Genomic DNA, 16012 nt, shown 5'->3' with positions numbered 1-16012 from the left:
AATGGAAGTAGCCGCTAAGTTGTCGGGCGCTCGAATCTCCGCCCAGAAAGCCCGCTTGGTCGCCGACCAGATCCGCGGGAAGAAGGTGGGCGAAGCGCTCAACCTGTTGGCTTTCAGCAGTAAGAAAGCCGCCGAGATCATGAAAAAAGTGCTGGAGTCGGCCGTAGCCAACGCCGAGCATAACGAAGGCGCAGACGTTGATGACCTGAAGGTCAGCACCGTTTTCGTCAACGAAGGGCGTTCGCTGAAGCGCATCATGCCACGTGCCAAAGGCCGTGCTGATCGCATCGTCAAGCGGTCTTGCCATATCACTGTCAAGGTTGCTGACAAGTAACGGAGTCGAAGAGATGGGTCAGAAAGTACATCCCATTGGCATTCGCCTGGGAATCGTCAAGGAGCACACCTCCGTCTGGTACGCAGACGGTCGGACTTATGCGGACTACTTGTTCGCTGATCTGAAGGTGCGTGAATACCTCCAAGACAAACTAAAAAGCGCGTCCGTAAGCCGTATCGATATCCATCGTCCGGCCCAAACTGCACGCATCACCATCCACACCGCTCGTCCAGGTATCGTTATCGGGAAGAAAGGTGAAGATGTTGAGAAACTGCGTCAGGACCTGACCAAGCAAATGGGTGTGCCTGTGCACATCAATATCGAAGAGATCCGCAAGCCGGAACTCGACGGTATGCTGGTTGCGCAGAGCGTAGCTCAGCAGCTGGAGCGTCGCGTAATGTTCCGTCGCGCTATGAAGCGCGCTGTACAGAACGCCATGCGCATTGGTGCCAAAGGCATCAAAATCCAAGTGAGCGGTCGTCTCGGCGGTGCTGAAATCGCACGTACTGAATGGTATCGCGAAGGTCGTGTGCCACTGCACACCCTGCGTGCCGACATCGACTATGCCAACTACGAAGCTCACACCACTTACGGTGTGATCGGTGTAAAGGTTTGGATCTTCAAGGGCGAAGTAATTGGTGGTCGCCAAGAAGAACTGAAACCACAAGCACCAGCGCCTCGTAAAAAAGCTGCTAAGTAAGGGGTACGCCAAATGTTGCAACCAAAGCGTACGAAGTTCCGCAAGCAGATGACCGGCCACAACCGTGGTCTGGCACTGCGCGGTAGCAAAGTCAGCTTCGGCGAGTTCGCGCTGAAGTCTGTAGCTCGTGGTCGTCTCACCGCTCGTCAGATCGAGTCAGCGCGTCGTGCTCTGACCCGTCACGTAAAACGTGGCGGCAAGATCTGGATCCGTGTATTCCCGGACAAGCCGATCTCCAAGAAGCCTCTCGAGGTTCGTATGGGTAAAGGTAAGGGTAACGTGGAGTACTGGGTTGCCCAGATTCAGCCAGGCAAAGTCCTGTATGAAATCGAGGGTGTTTCTGAAGAGCTGGCGCGTGAGGCTTTCGCCCTGGCTGCTGCAAAGCTGCCGCTCGCCACCTCCTTTGTTAAACGGACGGTGATGTGATGAAAGCGAATGAGCTTCGTGAAAAATCCGCACAGCAGCTGAACGAGCAACTGCTCGGCTTGCTGCGCGACCAGTTCAATCTGCGCATGCAGAAAGCAACTGGCCAGTTGGGGCAGTCTCATCTGCTCTCGCAAGTTAAGCGTGACATCGCTCGCGTGAAGACTGTGCTCAACCAGCAGGCAGGTAAGTGATCATGGCTGAAGCCGAAAAAACTGTCCGTACGCTGACTGGCCGTGTTGTCAGCGACAAGATGGACAAAACCATCACCGTTCTGATCGAGCGTCGCGTTAAGCACCCGATCTACGGTAAATACGTTAAGCGTTCGACTAAGCTGCACGCGCACGACGAAACCAATCAGTGCCACATCGGCGACAAAGTCACTATTCGTGAAACTCGTCCGATGGCCAAGACCAAGTCTTGGGCGCTGGTTGATGTTCTCGAACGCGCTGTGGAAGTCTAAGGGCTAGGGGTCGGAGAAATTATATGATTCAGACTCAATCCATGCTCGATGTGGCCGATAACAGCGGCGCTCGCCGCGTTATGTGCATCAAGGTGCTGGGTGGCTCCCATCGTCGTTACGCTGGTATCGGTGACATCATCAAAGTTACCGTGAAGGAAGCAATTCCTCGCGGTAAGGTGAAAAAAGGCCAAGTGATGACTGCTGTTGTAGTCCGCACTCGTCACGGCGTACGTCGTGCTGATGGCTCCATTATCCGCTTTGATGGCAACGCTGCTGTTCTTCTGAACAACAAGCAAGAGCCGATCGGCACCCGTATCTTTGGGCCAGTGACCCGTGAACTTCGTACTGAGAAGTTCATGAAGATCGTCTCGCTCGCCCCAGAAGTGCTGTAAGGAGATCCGACATGCAAAAGATTCGTCGTGACGACGAGATCATCGTGATCGCCGGCAAAGACAAAGGTAAGCGCGGTAAGGTGCTGAAGGTTCTTGCTGACAACCGTCTGGTTGTTGGTGGTCTGAACCTGGTCAAGCGTCATACCAAGCCTAACCCGATGTCGGGCGTACAGGGCGGTATCGTCGAGAAAGAAGCGCCACTGCACGCTTCTAACGTCGCCATCTTCAACGGCGAAACCAACAAGGCTGACCGCGTTGGTTTCAAAGTAGAAGACGGTAAAAAAATTCGTGTCTTCAAGTCGACCCAAAAAGCGGTTGATGCTTGAACACTGCTAGGTAGAAGACCATGGCACGACTAAAAGAGATTTACCGGAAGGAAATCGCTCCGAAACTTAAGGAAGAACTTAAGCTTTCGAACGTGATGGAAGTTCCGCGCGTTACCAAAATCACCCTGAACATGGGTCTGGGCGAAGCGATCGGCGACAAAAAAGTCATCGAGCACGCTGTTGCTGACCTGGAAAAGATCACCGGCCAGAAAGTCGTTGTGACCTACGCTCGCAAATCCATCGCTGGCTTTAAAGTCCGTGAAGGTTGGCCGATCGGCGTCAAAGTGACCCTGCGCCGTGAGCGTATGTACGAGTTCCTGGATCGTCTGCTGTCGATCTCCCTGCCTCGGGTTCGCGACTTCCGCGGCCTGAATGCCAAGTCCTTCGATGGTCGTGGCAACTACAGCATGGGCGTGAAAGAGCAGATCATTTTCCCGGAAATCGACTACGACAAGATCGATGCTCTCCGCGGTCTGGACATTACCCTGACCACCACTGCCAAGAACGATGATGAAGGCCGCGCTCTGCTGCGTGCTTTCAAATTCCCGTTCCGCAACTGATTGGAGTAGGAAAATGGCCAAGAAGAGCATGAAGAACCGTGAGCTGAAGCGTCAGCTCACCGTTGCCAAGTACGCCACCAAGCGTGCAGCGCTGAAAGCTATCATCGTTGATCTGAACGCAAGTCCAGAAGCGCGTTGGGAAGCTACCGTAGCTCTGCAGAAGCAGCCACGTGACGCAAGCGCTTCGCGCATGCGTAACCGCTGCCGCCTGACTGGTCGTCCGCACGGCGTTTACCGCAAGTTCGGCCTGGGCCGTAACAAGCTGCGTGAAGCTGCAATGCGTGGTGACGTTCCAGGTCTGGTTAAAGCCAGCTGGTAATTGCTGTCAAAGTCTCGATGTTCGGGTTCGCAAGAACCTGACCATCGGTGGCCTTGAACATGAATCAAGCCCCTTTTGGGGCTTGATTCATTTCTGGGGTATGTCTAGAATGACCGGCTCGCCTGAGCCCGTGTTTTTTATGCCCGGAATTTCTCGGCGACAAGTAGTAGCCGCAAGGCTAATTTTTCTGTATTAGGAGCGTCTAGCCCATGAGTATGCAGGACCCGTTAGCGGACATGCTAACTCGAATCCGTAATGCCCAGATGGCTGAAAAGTCCGTCGTAAGCATGCCTTCTTCCACGTTGAAGGTGGCTGTAGCTAAAGTCCTGAAGGACGAAGGTTACATCGCGGGTTATCAGATCAGCAGCGAAACAAAACCACTGCTGTCTATCGAGCTGAAATATTTCGAAGGCCGTCCGGTCATCGAAGAAGTCAAGCGCGTTAGCCGTCCAGGCCTGCGTCAGTACAAGTCCGTCGAAGATCTGCCAAAAGTACGTGGCGGTCTCGGTGTGTCTATCGTCTCCACCAACAAAGGTGTGATGACTGATCGTGCTGCGCGCGCTGCCGGTGTCGGCGGCGAAGTTCTTTGCACTGTGTTCTAAGGGGGGATAAGCATGTCTCGCGTCGCTAAGAACCCCGTTAAGCTGCCAGCCGGTGTCGAAGTCAAATTCGCAGGCCAACAGCTTTCGGTGAAGGGTGCCAAGGGCACTCTCGAACTGAACGTCCATTCGTCCGTTGAGATCGTTGAAGAAGCCGGTGAGCTGCGTTTTGCTGCTCGCAATGGCGATCAGCAAACTCGCGCAATGGCCGGTACCACTCGTGCGTTGGTTAACAACATGGTCCAGGGCGTAAGCCAAGGCTTCGAGCGCAAGCTCCAGCTGGTCGGTGTTGGTTACAAAGCGCAAGCAAAAGGCACAGTGCTGAACCTGGCTCTTGGCTTCTCGCACCCAGTGGATTATGAACTGCCGGAAGGCATCACCGCTGAGACCCCTAGCCAGACCGATATCCTGATCAAGGGCATCGACAAGCAGCTGGTAGGTCAAGTGGCCGCCGAGATCCGCGACTTCCGTCCACCAGAGCCGTACAAAGGCAAAGGTGTGCGCTACGCGGACGAAGTCGTCCGTCGTAAAGAAGCCAAGAAGAAGTAGGGCATAGCAAATGACCGACAAAAAAGTTACTCGACTGCGTCGCGCTCGCAAAGCACGCCTGAAAATGCACGAACTCGAAGTCGTGCGTCTCTGCGTGTTCCGCTCGTCGCAGCACATCTACGCCCAGGTCATTTCGGCCGACGGCAACAAAGTCCTGGCAAGCGCCTCGACTTTGGATAAAGAACTGCGTGATGGCGCCACTGGCAACATCGACGCGGCCACTAAGGTTGGCCAGCTGGTCGCTACGCGTGCTAAGGCCGCTGGCGTCTCGCAGGTGGCTTTCGACCGCTCTGGCTTCAAGTACCACGGCCGCGTTAAAGCGCTGGCTGATGCTGCTCGTGAAGCTGGGCTGGAGTTCTAAGTTATGTCAAATAACGACCAAAAGCGCGACGAAGGCTACATTGAGAAGCTGGTTCAAGTTAACCGCGTAGCCAAAACCGTTAAAGGCGGCCGTATCTTCACTTTCACCGCGTTGACCGTGGTTGGTGATGGTAAAGGGCGTGTTGGCTTCGGCCGTGGCAAGTCGCGTGAAGTGCCTGCTGCGATCCAGAAGGCAATGGAAGCTGCTCGCCGCAACATGATCCAGGTTGATCTGAACGGCACCACTCTGCAGTACGCAATGAAGTCCGCTCACGGCGCTTCGAAGGTGTACATGCAGCCTGCTTCTGAAGGTACCGGTATCATCGCTGGCGGCGCTATGCGTGCTGTCCTCGAAGTTGCTGGCGTTCAGAACGTTCTGGCCAAGTGCTATGGCTCGACTAACCCTGTAAACGTGGTTCACGCCACTTTCAAGGGTCTGAAGGCTATGCAGTCTCCTGAGTCCATCGCAGCCAAGCGTGGCCTGCGTGTTGAGGAGATCAAGTAATCATGGCTACCGTTAAAGTTACGCTGATCAAAAGCATGACCGGCCGCATCCCTAACCACAAACTGTGCGTTAAGGGTCTGGGTCTGCGTCGCATCGGTCACACTGTAGAAGTCCAGGATACTCCCGAGAATCGCGGGATGATCAACAAGGCTTACTACATGCTGCGTGTCGAGGGTTAATCGATGAAACTCAATGATCTGAGTCCAGCGCCGGGTTCCCGTCGCGAAAAGCATCGTCCGGGCCGTGGTATCGGTAGTGGTTTGGGTAAGACTGGTGGCCGTGGTCACAAAGGTCAGACCTCCCGCTCCGGTGGCACCATTGCTCCAGGCTTTGAAGGCGGTCAACAGCCGCTGCATCGTCGCCTGCCGAAGTTCGGTTTCGTTTCCCTGAAAGCCATGGACCGCGCAGAAGTGCGTTTGTCCGAGCTGGCTAAAGTGGAAGGCGACATCGTCACCGTGCAGTCCCTGAAAGATGCCAACGTGATCAACGTCAACGTACAGCGTGTGAAAATCATGCTGTCCGGTGAAGTGACTCGCGCTGTCACTATCGGCAAGGGAATCGGCGCCACCAAAGGTGCGCGTGCGGCTATCGAAGCAGCTGGCGGCAAGTTCGAGGAATAAATGGCTAAGCAAGGTGCTCTCTCTGCGCTCGGCAAAGGCGGTATGTCTGAACTCTGGGCTCGTCTGCGTTTTCTGTTCCTGGCGATTATCGTCTACCGAATAGGCGCACACATCCCGGTTCCAGGTATCAACCCGGACCGACTCGCGGACCTGTTTCGACAGAATGAGGGGACCATTCTTAGCTTGTTCAACATGTTTTCCGGCGGCGCGCTGGAGCGGATGAGCATTTTTGCACTGGGGATCATGCCGTATATTTCGGCATCGATCATCATGCAACTGATGACCGCCGTCAGCCCGCAGCTGGAGCAGTTGAAGAAGGAAGGTGAAGCTGGCCGTCGCAAGATCAGCCAGTACACCCGCTACGGCACCGTCGTCCTCGCTCTCGTCCAGGCCATTGGCATGTCCATTGGTCTGGCGGGGCAGGGCGTTGCGTTCACTGGTGACTTTGGCTTCCATTTCGTCGCGGTATCCACTTTTGTGGCTGGTGCGATGTTTATGATGTGGCTGGGTGAGCAGATTACTGAGCGTGGTGTAGGCAACGGTATCTCGATGTTGATTTTTTCGGGTATCGTCGCCGGTCTTCCGAGAGCAATCGGGCAGTCTTTCGAGTCTGCGCGTCAGGGTGATATCAACATCTTCGCCCTGGTTGCCATCGGTTTGCTGGCAGTAGCGATTATCGGTTTCGTGGTGTTCATTGAGCGTGGTCAGCGTCGTATCGCCGTTCACTACGCCAAGCGTCAGCAAGGCCGCAAGGTTTTCGCTGCGCAGACTAGCCACTTGCCGCTGAAGGTGAACATGGCCGGTGTTATTCCGGCTATTTTCGCGAGCAGCATTTTGCTGTTCCCGGCTTCGCTGGGTGCCTGGTTTGGTCAGTCTGAAGGTATGGGCTGGTTGCAGGACATCTCGCAGTCGATCGCTCCTGGTCAGCCGTTGAATATTCTGCTGTTTAGTGCAGGGATTATTTTCTTCTGCTTCTTCTATACGGCGTTGATGTTCAATCCGAAAGACGTAGCGGAAAACCTGAAGAAGTCCGGTGCCTTTATTCCGGGCATCCGTCCAGGTGAGCAGTCCGCGCGCTACATTGATGGCGTTCTGACTCGCTTGACCATGTTCGGTGCTCTTTACATGACGGCCGTGTGCCTGTTGCCCCAGTTCCTGGTGGTTGCAGCAAACGTTCCGTTCTACCTTGGCGGGACCTCGTTGCTGATCGTGGTCGTGGTTGTGATGGACTTCATGTCCCAAGTACAATCGCACCTCGTTTCGCACCAGTACGAATCCCTGATGAAGAAAGCCAACCTGAAGGGTTACGGCAGCGGCATGTTGCGCTGAGTACCCATAAGGTTCGAGGAGTTGGTGATGAAAGTTCGTGCATCGGTGAAAAAGCTGTGCCGTAACTGCAAGATTATTCGCCGCGAAGGTGTTGTTCGAGTAATTTGCAGCGCGGAACCGCGTCACAAACAGCGCCAAGGCTGAGTGTGATTGTGCTTCAAGCCCGGCAGCTAGTGCGCTGCCGGGTTGATTATTTGTTATTACAGCGATATTATCTCGCGCCCTATTTCTTGGCTTCCGGGGCGTAGGTAGCTGTCAATTGGAGTCCCACTGAATGGCCCGTATTGCAGGCGTTAACATTCCAGATAACAAGCATACTGTTATCTCGCTGACCTACATCTATGGTGTTGGTCGCACTACTGCACAGAAGATTTGTGCAGAGACTGGGGTAAACCCAGCCGCAAAGATCAAGGATCTGAGCGACGAGCAGATTGAACAGCTGCGTGGCGAAGTGGCGAAGTTCACCACTGAAGGTGACCTGCGTCGCGAAATCAACATGAAAATCAAGCGCTTGATGGACCTCGGTTGCTATCGCGGTCTGCGTCATCGTCGTGGTCTGCCAGTACGCGGTCAGCGTACCAAGACCAACGCGCGTACCCGTAAAGGTCCGCGTAAGCCGATCCGCAAGTAATCGCCCCAGCGAATCGACAGGAATTTAATCATGGCAAAACCTGCTGCTCGTCCTCGTAAAAAAGTTAAAAAGACAGTGGTTGATGGCATCGCCCACATCCATGCTTCTTTTAACAACACCATCGTGACCATTACCGACCGTCAAGGTAACGCTCTTTCCTGGGCTACCTCCGGTGGTTCGGGTTTCCGCGGTTCCCGCAAGTCCACCCCGTTCGCTGCTCAAGTAGCTGCTGAACGTGCTGGTCAAGCTGCGCTGGAATACGGCCTGAAAAACCTCGACGTGAACGTCAAGGGTCCAGGTCCAGGTCGTGAATCCGCAGTCCGCGCTTTGAACGGCTGTGGCTACAAGATCGCCAGCATCACCGACGTGACGCCAATCCCGCACAACGGGTGCCGTCCGCCGAAGAAGCGCCGCGTGTAATCCAGGAGATTGTAAAGAATGGCTCGTTACATTGGTCCAAAATGCAAACTCGCTCGTCGCGAAGGCACCGATCTCTTCCTGAAGAGCGGCGTGCGCGCGATCGAATCGAAGTGCAACATTGAAGCAGCACCTGGTATCCACGGCCAACGCCGCGGTCGCCAGTCCGACTACGGCACCCAACTGCGTGAAAAGCAGAAGGTCCGTCGTATCTACGGCGTTCTCGAGCGTCAATTCAGCGGCTACTACAAAGAAGCTGCTGGCAAGAAAGGTGCAACCGGTGAAAACCTGCTGCAACTGCTCGAATGCCGTCTGGACAACGTCGTATACCGTATGGGCTTTGGTTCGACTCGTGCCGAATCCCGTCAGCTGGTATCGCACAAGTCGATCAGCGTTAACGGTCAGACCGTAAACGTTCCTTCGTACCAGGTTCGTGCTGGTGACGTGGTCGCTGTTCGCGAGAAAGCAAAAAATCAACTTCGCATTGTCCAAGCTCTCGATCTGTGTGCTCAACGTGGCCGCGTAGAGTGGGTAGAAGTAGACACTGAGAAGAAGTCGGGCGTTTTCAAGAACGTTCCTGCTCGCAGTGATCTGTCCGCCGACATCAACGAAAGCCTGATTGTCGAGCTCTACTCCAAGTAAGGGCTAGAAAATAGGTGCATCCATGCAGATTTCGGTAAATGAGTTCCTGACACCCCGCCATATTGATGTGCAGGTTGTCAGTCCAACCCGCGCCAAGATCACTCTCGAGCCTCTCGAGCGTGGTTTCGGCCACACCCTGGGCAACGCGCTGCGCCGCATCCTGTTGTCCTCAATGCCCGGCTGCGCAGTAGTCGAGGCCGAGATTGACGGTGTGCTCCACGAGTACAGCGCCATCGAAGGTGTACAGGAAGACGTAATTGAAATCCTGTTGAACCTTAAAGGTCTGGCTATCAAGCTGCACGGCCGTGACGAAGTTACGCTGACCTTGTCGAAGAAGGGTTCGGGGGTGGTTACCGCTGCCGATATTCAGCTGGATCATGATGTCGAGATCGTTAATCCCGATCACGTAATCGCTAACCTGGCGTCTAACGGCGCCCTGAACATGAAGCTCACCGTAGCTCGTGGTCGTGGTTATGAACCAGCAGACTCGCGTCAGAGCGATGAAGACGAAAGTCGCAGCATCGGTCGCTTGCAGCTTGACTCTTCGTTCAGCCCGGTTCGCCGTATCGCATACGTGGTGGAAAACGCCCGTGTCGAGCAGCGTACCAACCTGGACAAGCTGGTTATTGATCTGGAAACCAACGGTACCCTGGATCCTGAAGAGGCTATCCGTCGTGCTGCAACCATTCTGCAACAGCAGTTGGCTGCGTTCGTCGACCTCAAAGGTGACAGTGAGCCAGTGGTTGTCGAGCAGGAAGACGAGATCGATCCGATCCTGCTTCGCCCGGTTGACGATCTGGAACTGACTGTACGTTCGGCTAACTGCCTTAAGGCGGAAAACATCTACTACATCGGTGACCTGATTCAGCGCACCGAAGTAGAGCTGTTGAAGACTCCGAACCTGGGCAAGAAATCCTTGACTGAAATCAAGGACGTTCTGGCCTCCCGCGGTCTGTCCCTCGGCATGCGCCTCGACAACTGGCCGCCTGCAAGTCTTAAGAAGGACGACAAGGCGACTGCCTGATCGTCGTAATCACCGAACGTTGTGTTTGGTAAGGAATGAACCATGCGTCATCGTAAAAGTGGTCGTCACCTGAGCCGCACCAGCTCGCACCGCAAGGCCATGTTCCAAAACATGGCGGTGTCGCTGTTCGAGCACGAGCTGATCAAAACTACTCTGCCAAAAGCCAAAGAACTGCGCCGCGTTGCCGAGCCGCTGATCACTCTGGCTAAGACAGACAGCGTTGCTAACCGTCGTCTGGCTTTCGACCGTACTCGTTCGAAAGCTATCGTTGGTAAGCTCTTCAACGACCTGGGCAAGCGTTACGCTACCCGTGAGGGTGGCTACCTGCGCATCCTCAAGTGCGGTTTCCGCGCTGGCGACAACGCGCCTATGGCGTACGTCGAACTGGTTGATCGTGCTGTCGGCGGTGAAGCTGTATCCGCTGAGTAAGACGTCAGTCTGAAACAAAGAACCGGGCCTAGTGCCCGGTTTTTTGTGCCTGCAAGAAACGCGCGGTTCGTACAAGCTTCTACCCTGTCTGGGTCTGCACTATGTGCGGGGATTTATCGTTAGTTTTTTTCTATTGATGACCATAACTTAATGAATTTGTGGCTGTCATGTTGATGATCGATACTCCCCAACAAGCCGATTAGCCGGCAGTTCAAGACTGACAGAGGAAGAAGATCGCATGAGCCAGAACAAGACGCTTACGACTGCCAGCGGCGCTCCAGTCGCCGATAACCAGAACTCCCGCTCCGCCGGGCCACGTGGTCCCTTGCTGCTCGAAGACTTTCACCTGATCGAGAAGCTTGCTCACTTCAACCGTGAAAACATTCCTGAACGCCGTGTACATGCCAAGGGTTCGGGCGCCTACGGTACTTTCACTGTCACCCGCGATATCACGCAGTACACGAGCGCCAAGTTGTTCTCGGCCGTGGGCAAGCAAACGCCGACTTTCCTGCGATTCTCCACAGTAGGTGGTGAGCGCGGATCGGCTGACACCGAACGCGATCCTCGTGGTTTCGCCCTGAAGTTCTACACCGAAGAAGGCAACTGGGACATCGTCGGCAACAACACGCCAGTGTTCTTTATTCGCGATCCGCTGAAATTCCCCGACTTTATCCACACCCAGAAACGCCTGCCGCAGAGCAATCTGAAAAGTGCGCAGATGATGTGGGATTTCTGGTCGCACTCGCCTGAGGCACTGCACCAGGTCACCATTCTGTTTTCTGACCGGGGTATTCCTGACGGCTACCGCCACATGCACGGCTTCGGCAGTCACACCTATAGCTTGATCAGTGCGCAAGGCGAGCGTCATTGGGTGAAGTGGCACTACAAAACCAAGCAAGGGATCAAGAACCTTGCGCCGGCAGATGCGGCACGCCTGGCAGGTACCGATCCTGATTACGCGCAACGTGATCTGTTCGAGGCCATTGAGCGCGGCGACTTCCCGAAATGGAGCGTGTGCATCCAAATCATGACCGAAGCCCAGGCAGCGGCGCATTACGAGAACCCGTTCGACGTGACCAAGACCTGGTCGCAGAAGGAGTTCCCTTTGATCGAAGTCGGTGAGCTGGAGTTGAATCGCAACCCGCTGAACTACTTCGCCGAAGTCGAGCAAGCTGCATTCGGCCCGAGCAATATGGTACCGGGTGTTGGTCTTTCGCCGGATCGCATGCTGCAAGGTCGCGTGTTTGCCTACGCCGATGCGCATCGCTATCGCGTAGGCACCAATCACCAGCAACTGCCAGTGAACGCCCCACGCAGTCCAGTGAATACCTACCAGCGTGATGGTTCGATGGCTTTTGGCAGCAACGGTGGTGCGACGCCTAACTACGAGCCGAACAGCTACGTAGAGTCGCCAAAGCAGGCGCCGCATTACGCTGAGCCTGCGCTGGCCTTGAGTGGCGCGGCTGATCGCTACGATCACCGCGAAGACACCGACTACTACAGCCATGCCGGTGCGCTGTTCCGTTTGATGAGCGACGAACAGAAAGCGCTGCTGGTCAGCAACATTGCTGGTGCGATGGCGGGTGTTTCGAGTGATGTCGTCGACCGCCAGTTGCAGCATTTCTACAAGGCCGACCCGGCGTATGGAGAAGCAATCGCAAAGCTGCTCAACGTACAGCTTAACGAAGTCTAAACGAGAAGCAGAACCGCCCTCATTAGGGCGGTTTTTGCGTTATTTAACCTTCTTTTCTCAGAATATCTTCGCTTTTATTGCGCGAAGTGAGTGACCTCGCAGTCAGGTTGGTTCAAACTACAGTCTTTCAAGAAGGGAGATGTAGGGCGATGCAAGGCCACCCAGACGTTATCGATTACCTCAACACGTTGCTGACCGGCGAACTGGCCGCGCGTGACCAATATTTCGTTCACTCGCGGATGTATGAGGACTGGGGATTCACCAAGCTCTACGAACGAATCAACCACGAGATGGAAGAAGAAGCCGGTCATGCTGACGCTTTGATGCGCCGCATTCTGATGCTGGAAGGCACACCGCGTATGCGTCCGGATGATCTGGACGTTGGCACCACAGTGGAAACCATGCTCGAAGCGGATCTGCGCCTTGAATACAAGGTGCGTGCCGCGCTGTGTAAAGGCATTGAGCTGTGCGAAAAGAATGGCGACTATGTAAGCCGCGATATTCTCAAGCTTCAGTTGCACGATACCGAAGAAGACCACACCTACTGGCTTGAGAAGCAGTTGGGCCTGATCAAGCTGATCGGCATTCAGAACTATCTGCAATCCCACACATCCTGATTGCAGCCAATACAAAAAAGCCCCTGCCACTGGTGAAGTGACAGGGGCTTTTTCATGCCCGGCAATCAGGCTCGATCGCGGATCAGCAGCGGCTTGAGGTAGTGGCCGGTGTGAGATTGCTTCATCTCGGCCACTTCCTCCGGCGTGCCGGTGGCAATGATCTGCCCACCTTTCGAACCGCCCTCGGGGCCGAGATCCACCAGCCAGTCGGCGGTCTTGATCACGTCGAGGTTGTGTTCGATCACCACCACGGTGTTGCCGTGGTCGCGCAGTCGATGCAGCACATCGAGCAGTTGCTGGATATCCGCGAAGTGCAGGCCGGTGGTCGGCTCATCGAGGATGTACAGGGTCTTGCCGGTATCGCGCTTGGACAGCTCGCGAGACAACTTGACCCGCTGCGCCTCACCGCCGGACAGTGTGGTCGCCGACTGCCCGAGCTTGATGTAGGACAGGCCCACATCCATCAGCGTTTGCAGCTTGCGCGCGAGCGCGGGCACCGCGTCGAAGAACTCCCGCGCTTCCTCAATGGTCATTTCGAGGGTTTCGTGGATGCTCTTGCCCTTGTATTTGATCTCCAGGGTTTCGCGGTTGTAGCGCTTGCTCTTGCACACATCGCAAGGGACGTAGATGTCTGGCAGGAAGTGCATTTCCACCTTGATCAGGCCGTCGCCCTGGCAAGCCTCGCAACGACCGCCCTTGACGTTGAAGGAGAAACGCCCCGGACCATAACCACGGGAACGGGACTCGGGCACGCCGGCGAACAGTTCGCGGATCGGCGTGAACAGGCCGGTGTAGGTCGCCGGGTTGGAGCGCGGTGTACGACCGATCGGGCTCTGGTCGATATCGACGACCTTGTCCAGATGCTCCAGCCCCTTGATGCTGTCATGGGCTGCCGCTTCCAGTGTGGTCGCGCCATTGAGTGCCGTGGCGCTCAGCGGGAACAGCGTGTTGTTGATCAGTGTCGATTTGCCCGAGCCGGAAACTCCGGTCACACACGTCAGCAGGCCGATCGGGATCTCCAGGTCGACGTTGCGCAGGTTGTTGCCCCGCGCGCCCTTGAGCGACAGCACCTGTTTTTTGTTACGCGGCGTGCGCTTGGCCGGCACTTCGATCTTGACCCGGCCCGACAGGTATTTGCCAGTCAGCGAGTCCGGGTGCGCCATGACTTCGGCCGGCGTGCCTTCGGCGACAATCTGCCCACCATGAACCCCGGCGCCCGGGCCGATATCCACTACGTAGTCAGCCAGTCGGATCGCGTCTTCGTCGTGTTCGACCACGATCACCGTGTTGCCGATGTCGCGCAGGTGCTTGAGGGTGCCAAGCAGGCGATCATTGTCGCGTTGGTGCAAACCGATGGACGGCTCGTCGAGGATGTACAGAACCCCGACCAGGCCGGCCCCGATCTGGCTGGCCAGACGGATCCGCTGTGCCTCGCCGCCGGACAGCGTATCGGCGCTGCGATCCAGCGACAGGTAATCCAGCCCCACGTTGACCAGAAACTGCAGGCGCTCGCGAATTTCCTTGAGAATCTTGTCGGCGATTTCACCGCGCCGGCCAGTCATCTTCAGCTCGCCGAAGTAGTCGCAGGCATCGCCGATCGGCAGGTTGGTCACCGCCGGCAGGGTTTTCTCGCCAACCCAGACGTGCCGCGCTTCGCGACGCAGGCGAGTGCCACGACAATCCGGGCACGACTGGGTGCTGAGGAACTTCGCCAGTTCTTCACGGACACTGGCCGATTCGGTCTCGCGGTAGCGACGCTCGAGGTTCGGGACGATGCCTTCGAACGGGTGCGAGCGTTTGACGATGTCGCCCCGGTCGTTGAGGTATTTGAAATCGACGTTCTGCGAGCCGCTGCCGTGCAGGATGTGTTTCTGCTGATCGGCCGGCAGCTCGTTGAACGGTTGCTCCAGACTGAAGCCGTAATGCGCGGCCAGTGAGCCGAGCATCTGGAAGTAATAGACGTTGCGTCTGTCCCATCCGCGTATCGCACCTTCGGCCAGGGTTAGCTCACCGTTGACCAGGCGCTTGATGTCGAAAAACTGCTTCACGCCCAGACCGTCACAGGTCGGGCAGGCGCCGGCCGGGTTGTTGAAGGAAAACAGCTTCGGTTCCAGTTCGCTGATCGCATGGCCGCAGATCGGACAGGCGAAGCGCGCGGAGAAGATCATCTCTTCGCCCGGCTCGTCATCCATCGGCGCCACCAGCGCGATGCCATCCGCCAGTTTCAGCGCGGTCTCGAAGGACTCGGCCAGACGCTGTTGCATGTCGGCGCGTACCTTGAAGCGGTCGACCACGACTTCAATCGTATGCTTCTTCTGTTTATCCAGTTTCGGCAGTTCGTCCAGCTCGCAGAGCCGGCCGTTGACGCGGGCCCGGACGAAGCCCTGAGCGCGCAGTTCTTCGAACACCGACAAGTGCTCGCCCTTGCGCTCGCGGATCACCGGCGCCAGCAGCATCAGTTTGCTGCCTTCCGGTTGTGCCAGCACCAGATCGACCATCTGGCTGACAGTCTGGGCTTCCAGCGGAATGTCGTGATCCGGGCAACGCGGCGTACCGACGCGTGCGTAGAGCAGACGCAGGTAGTCGTAGATTTCGGTGATGGTGCCGACCGTGGAGCGTGGGTTGTGCGAGGTCGACTTCTGTTCGATGGAGATGGCCGGCGACAGACCTTCGATGGTGTCGACGTCGGGTTTTTCCATCATCGACAGGAACTGCCGGGCATAGGCCGACAGAGATTCGACATAGCGGCGCTGACCTTCGGCGTACAGCGTGTCGAAGGCCAGGGACGACTTGCCGGATCCGGACAGGCCGGTGATGACGATCAGTTTGTCCCGTGGCAGGGTCAGGTCGATGTTCTTCAGGTTGTGGGTACGGGCCCCACGTATCAGGATCTTGTCCAAAGTGGCCTCGCTCGGCGGGCGTCGAAAACACAGGAGTATACGGCCAAATACTGGATGGATGCACACTATCAAATAAAGGGTTTTTTGCCTTACATGAAGAGAGTTTCATCTGTACGCGGCAAAGCGTCGCGATATACCCCGTCTTTCGATGGGACTGGTAGAATCGCCGCCGGTTCACAC

General features: G+C 56.1%; 25 protein-coding genes. 24 read left to right on the top strand and 1 reads right to left on the bottom strand.

All coding sequences use genetic code 11. From position 1 onward, the window contains the following. Window position 1 precedes the first annotated feature (1 nt). From rplV to bfr, 24 genes are all read left to right on the top strand, one after another. Window positions 2-334, top strand: coding sequence for a 50S ribosomal protein L22 (gene rplV, locus JJN09_RS23175; protein WP_003103908.1), 333 nt, complete (start codon window positions 2-4; stop codon window positions 332-334). A gap of 13 nt (window positions 335-347) precedes the next feature. Further along, window positions 348-1034, top strand: a complete 687-nt coding sequence (gene rpsC, locus JJN09_RS23170) for a 30S ribosomal protein S3 (RefSeq protein ID WP_003176422.1) — start codon at window positions 348-350, stop codon at window positions 1032-1034. Between the two features lie 12 nt (window positions 1035-1046). Then, window positions 1047-1460 carry a 50S ribosomal protein L16 gene (rplP, locus tag JJN09_RS23165; RefSeq protein WP_003228729.1) on the top strand — a complete coding sequence of 138 codons (414 nt, stop codon included), beginning with the start codon at window positions 1047-1049 and terminating at the stop codon, window positions 1458-1460. Beyond that, entirely contained in the window at window positions 1460-1651 is a 192-nt protein-coding gene (gene rpmC, locus JJN09_RS23160) for a 50S ribosomal protein L29 (RefSeq protein WP_002555481.1), read from the top strand. Before rplP ends, rpmC begins: the two co-directional genes overlap by 1 nt. 2 nt (window positions 1652-1653) lie before the next feature. Then, the gene (gene rpsQ, locus JJN09_RS23155) at window positions 1654-1920 is read left to right on the top strand and encodes a 30S ribosomal protein S17 (RefSeq protein WP_003194644.1); all 267 of its coding nucleotides are present in this window, start codon (window positions 1654-1656) and stop codon (window positions 1918-1920) included. 23 nt (window positions 1921-1943) lie between these two features. Beyond that, on the top strand, window positions 1944-2312 hold the full coding sequence (gene rplN, locus JJN09_RS23150; protein WP_002555479.1) for a 50S ribosomal protein L14: 369 nt from the start codon (window positions 1944-1946) through the stop codon (window positions 2310-2312). A gap of 11 nt (window positions 2313-2323) precedes the next feature. Next, window positions 2324-2638, top strand: a complete 315-nt coding sequence (gene rplX / locus JJN09_RS23145; RefSeq protein ID WP_003186046.1) for a 50S ribosomal protein L24 — start codon at window positions 2324-2326, stop codon at window positions 2636-2638. Window positions 2639-2658: 20 nt separating this feature from the next. Beyond that, complete coding sequence (rplE, locus tag JJN09_RS23140; protein ID WP_003210069.1) at window positions 2659-3198, top strand: 50S ribosomal protein L5; 540 nt, start codon at window positions 2659-2661, stop codon at window positions 3196-3198. Between the two features lie 13 nt (window positions 3199-3211). Continuing rightward, a complete protein-coding gene (rpsN, locus tag JJN09_RS23135) occupies window positions 3212-3517 on the top strand; it encodes a 30S ribosomal protein S14 (RefSeq protein ID WP_003228726.1) in 306 nt (101 codons plus the stop codon). Window positions 3518-3726: 209 nt separating this feature from the next. Beyond that, window positions 3727-4119 carry a 30S ribosomal protein S8 gene (gene rpsH, locus JJN09_RS23130; protein ID WP_003228724.1) on the top strand — a complete coding sequence of 131 codons (393 nt, stop codon included), beginning with the start codon at window positions 3727-3729 and terminating at the stop codon, window positions 4117-4119. A 12-nt stretch (window positions 4120-4131) separates the two neighbouring features. After that, window positions 4132-4665 (top strand): 50S ribosomal protein L6, encoded by a 534-nt coding sequence (rplF, locus tag JJN09_RS23125; RefSeq protein WP_025129400.1) that lies wholly within the window; start codon window positions 4132-4134, stop codon window positions 4663-4665. A gap of 10 nt (window positions 4666-4675) precedes the next feature. After that, on the top strand, window positions 4676-5026 hold the full coding sequence (rplR, locus tag JJN09_RS23120) for a 50S ribosomal protein L18 (protein ID WP_003186037.1): 351 nt from the start codon (window positions 4676-4678) through the stop codon (window positions 5024-5026). Between the two features lie 3 nt (window positions 5027-5029). Further along, window positions 5030-5530: a 30S ribosomal protein S5 gene (gene rpsE, locus JJN09_RS23115; protein WP_007955637.1), complete on the top strand. Its 501-nt coding sequence runs from the start codon at window positions 5030-5032 to the stop codon at window positions 5528-5530. 2 nt (window positions 5531-5532) lie between these two features. Beyond that, window positions 5533-5709, top strand: coding sequence for a 50S ribosomal protein L30 (gene rpmD, locus JJN09_RS23110; protein ID WP_003176408.1), 177 nt, complete (start codon window positions 5533-5535; stop codon window positions 5707-5709). A 3-nt stretch (window positions 5710-5712) separates the two neighbouring features. Then, a complete protein-coding gene (rplO, locus tag JJN09_RS23105; protein ID WP_003228720.1) occupies window positions 5713-6150 on the top strand; it encodes a 50S ribosomal protein L15 in 438 nt (145 codons plus the stop codon). Further along, window positions 6151-7479, top strand: coding sequence for a preprotein translocase subunit SecY (secY, locus tag JJN09_RS23100; RefSeq protein ID WP_003228718.1), 1329 nt, complete (start codon window positions 6151-6153; stop codon window positions 7477-7479). Between the two features lie 27 nt (window positions 7480-7506). Then, a complete protein-coding gene (gene rpmJ, locus JJN09_RS23095; RefSeq protein WP_002555468.1) occupies window positions 7507-7623 on the top strand; it encodes a 50S ribosomal protein L36 in 117 nt (38 codons plus the stop codon). A 130-nt stretch (window positions 7624-7753) separates the two neighbouring features. After that, the gene (gene rpsM, locus JJN09_RS23090) at window positions 7754-8110 is read left to right on the top strand and encodes a 30S ribosomal protein S13 (RefSeq protein ID WP_009045849.1); all 357 of its coding nucleotides are present in this window, start codon (window positions 7754-7756) and stop codon (window positions 8108-8110) included. Between the two features lie 30 nt (window positions 8111-8140). Further along, window positions 8141-8530, top strand: coding sequence for a 30S ribosomal protein S11 (gene rpsK, locus JJN09_RS23085; protein ID WP_002555466.1), 390 nt, complete (start codon window positions 8141-8143; stop codon window positions 8528-8530). A gap of 18 nt (window positions 8531-8548) precedes the next feature. Then, window positions 8549-9169, top strand: coding sequence for a 30S ribosomal protein S4 (gene rpsD, locus JJN09_RS23080; protein WP_003176404.1), 621 nt, complete (start codon window positions 8549-8551; stop codon window positions 9167-9169). Between the two features lie 22 nt (window positions 9170-9191). Continuing rightward, window positions 9192-10193 carry a DNA-directed RNA polymerase subunit alpha gene (gene rpoA / locus JJN09_RS23075; protein WP_003186012.1) on the top strand — a complete coding sequence of 334 codons (1002 nt, stop codon included), beginning with the start codon at window positions 9192-9194 and terminating at the stop codon, window positions 10191-10193. Between the two features lie 42 nt (window positions 10194-10235). Continuing rightward, entirely contained in the window at window positions 10236-10622 is a 387-nt protein-coding gene (gene rplQ, locus JJN09_RS23070) for a 50S ribosomal protein L17 (protein WP_007955635.1), read from the top strand. 238 nt (window positions 10623-10860) lie between these two features. Further along, entirely contained in the window at window positions 10861-12315 is a 1455-nt protein-coding gene (locus JJN09_RS23065; protein ID WP_249483934.1) for a catalase, read from the top strand. Between the two features lie 149 nt (window positions 12316-12464). After that, complete coding sequence (gene bfr / locus JJN09_RS23060) at window positions 12465-12932, top strand: bacterioferritin (protein WP_085733015.1); 468 nt, start codon at window positions 12465-12467, stop codon at window positions 12930-12932. 65 nt (window positions 12933-12997) lie between these two features. Here the strand turns inward: bfr and uvrA are convergent, their stop codons facing one another. Continuing rightward, entirely contained in the window at window positions 12998-15832 is a 2835-nt protein-coding gene (uvrA, locus tag JJN09_RS23055) for an excinuclease ABC subunit UvrA (protein ID WP_249483933.1), read from the bottom strand. Between the last annotated feature and the right edge of the window lie 180 nt (window positions 15833-16012).

The organism is Pseudomonas sp. HS6 (assembly GCF_023375815.1).
Lineage (GTDB): Bacteria > Pseudomonadota > Gammaproteobacteria > Pseudomonadales > Pseudomonadaceae > Aquipseudomonas.
The sequence above is the reverse complement of the archived record's forward strand: the minus strand, read 5'-3'. Positions and strand labels throughout refer to the sequence as shown.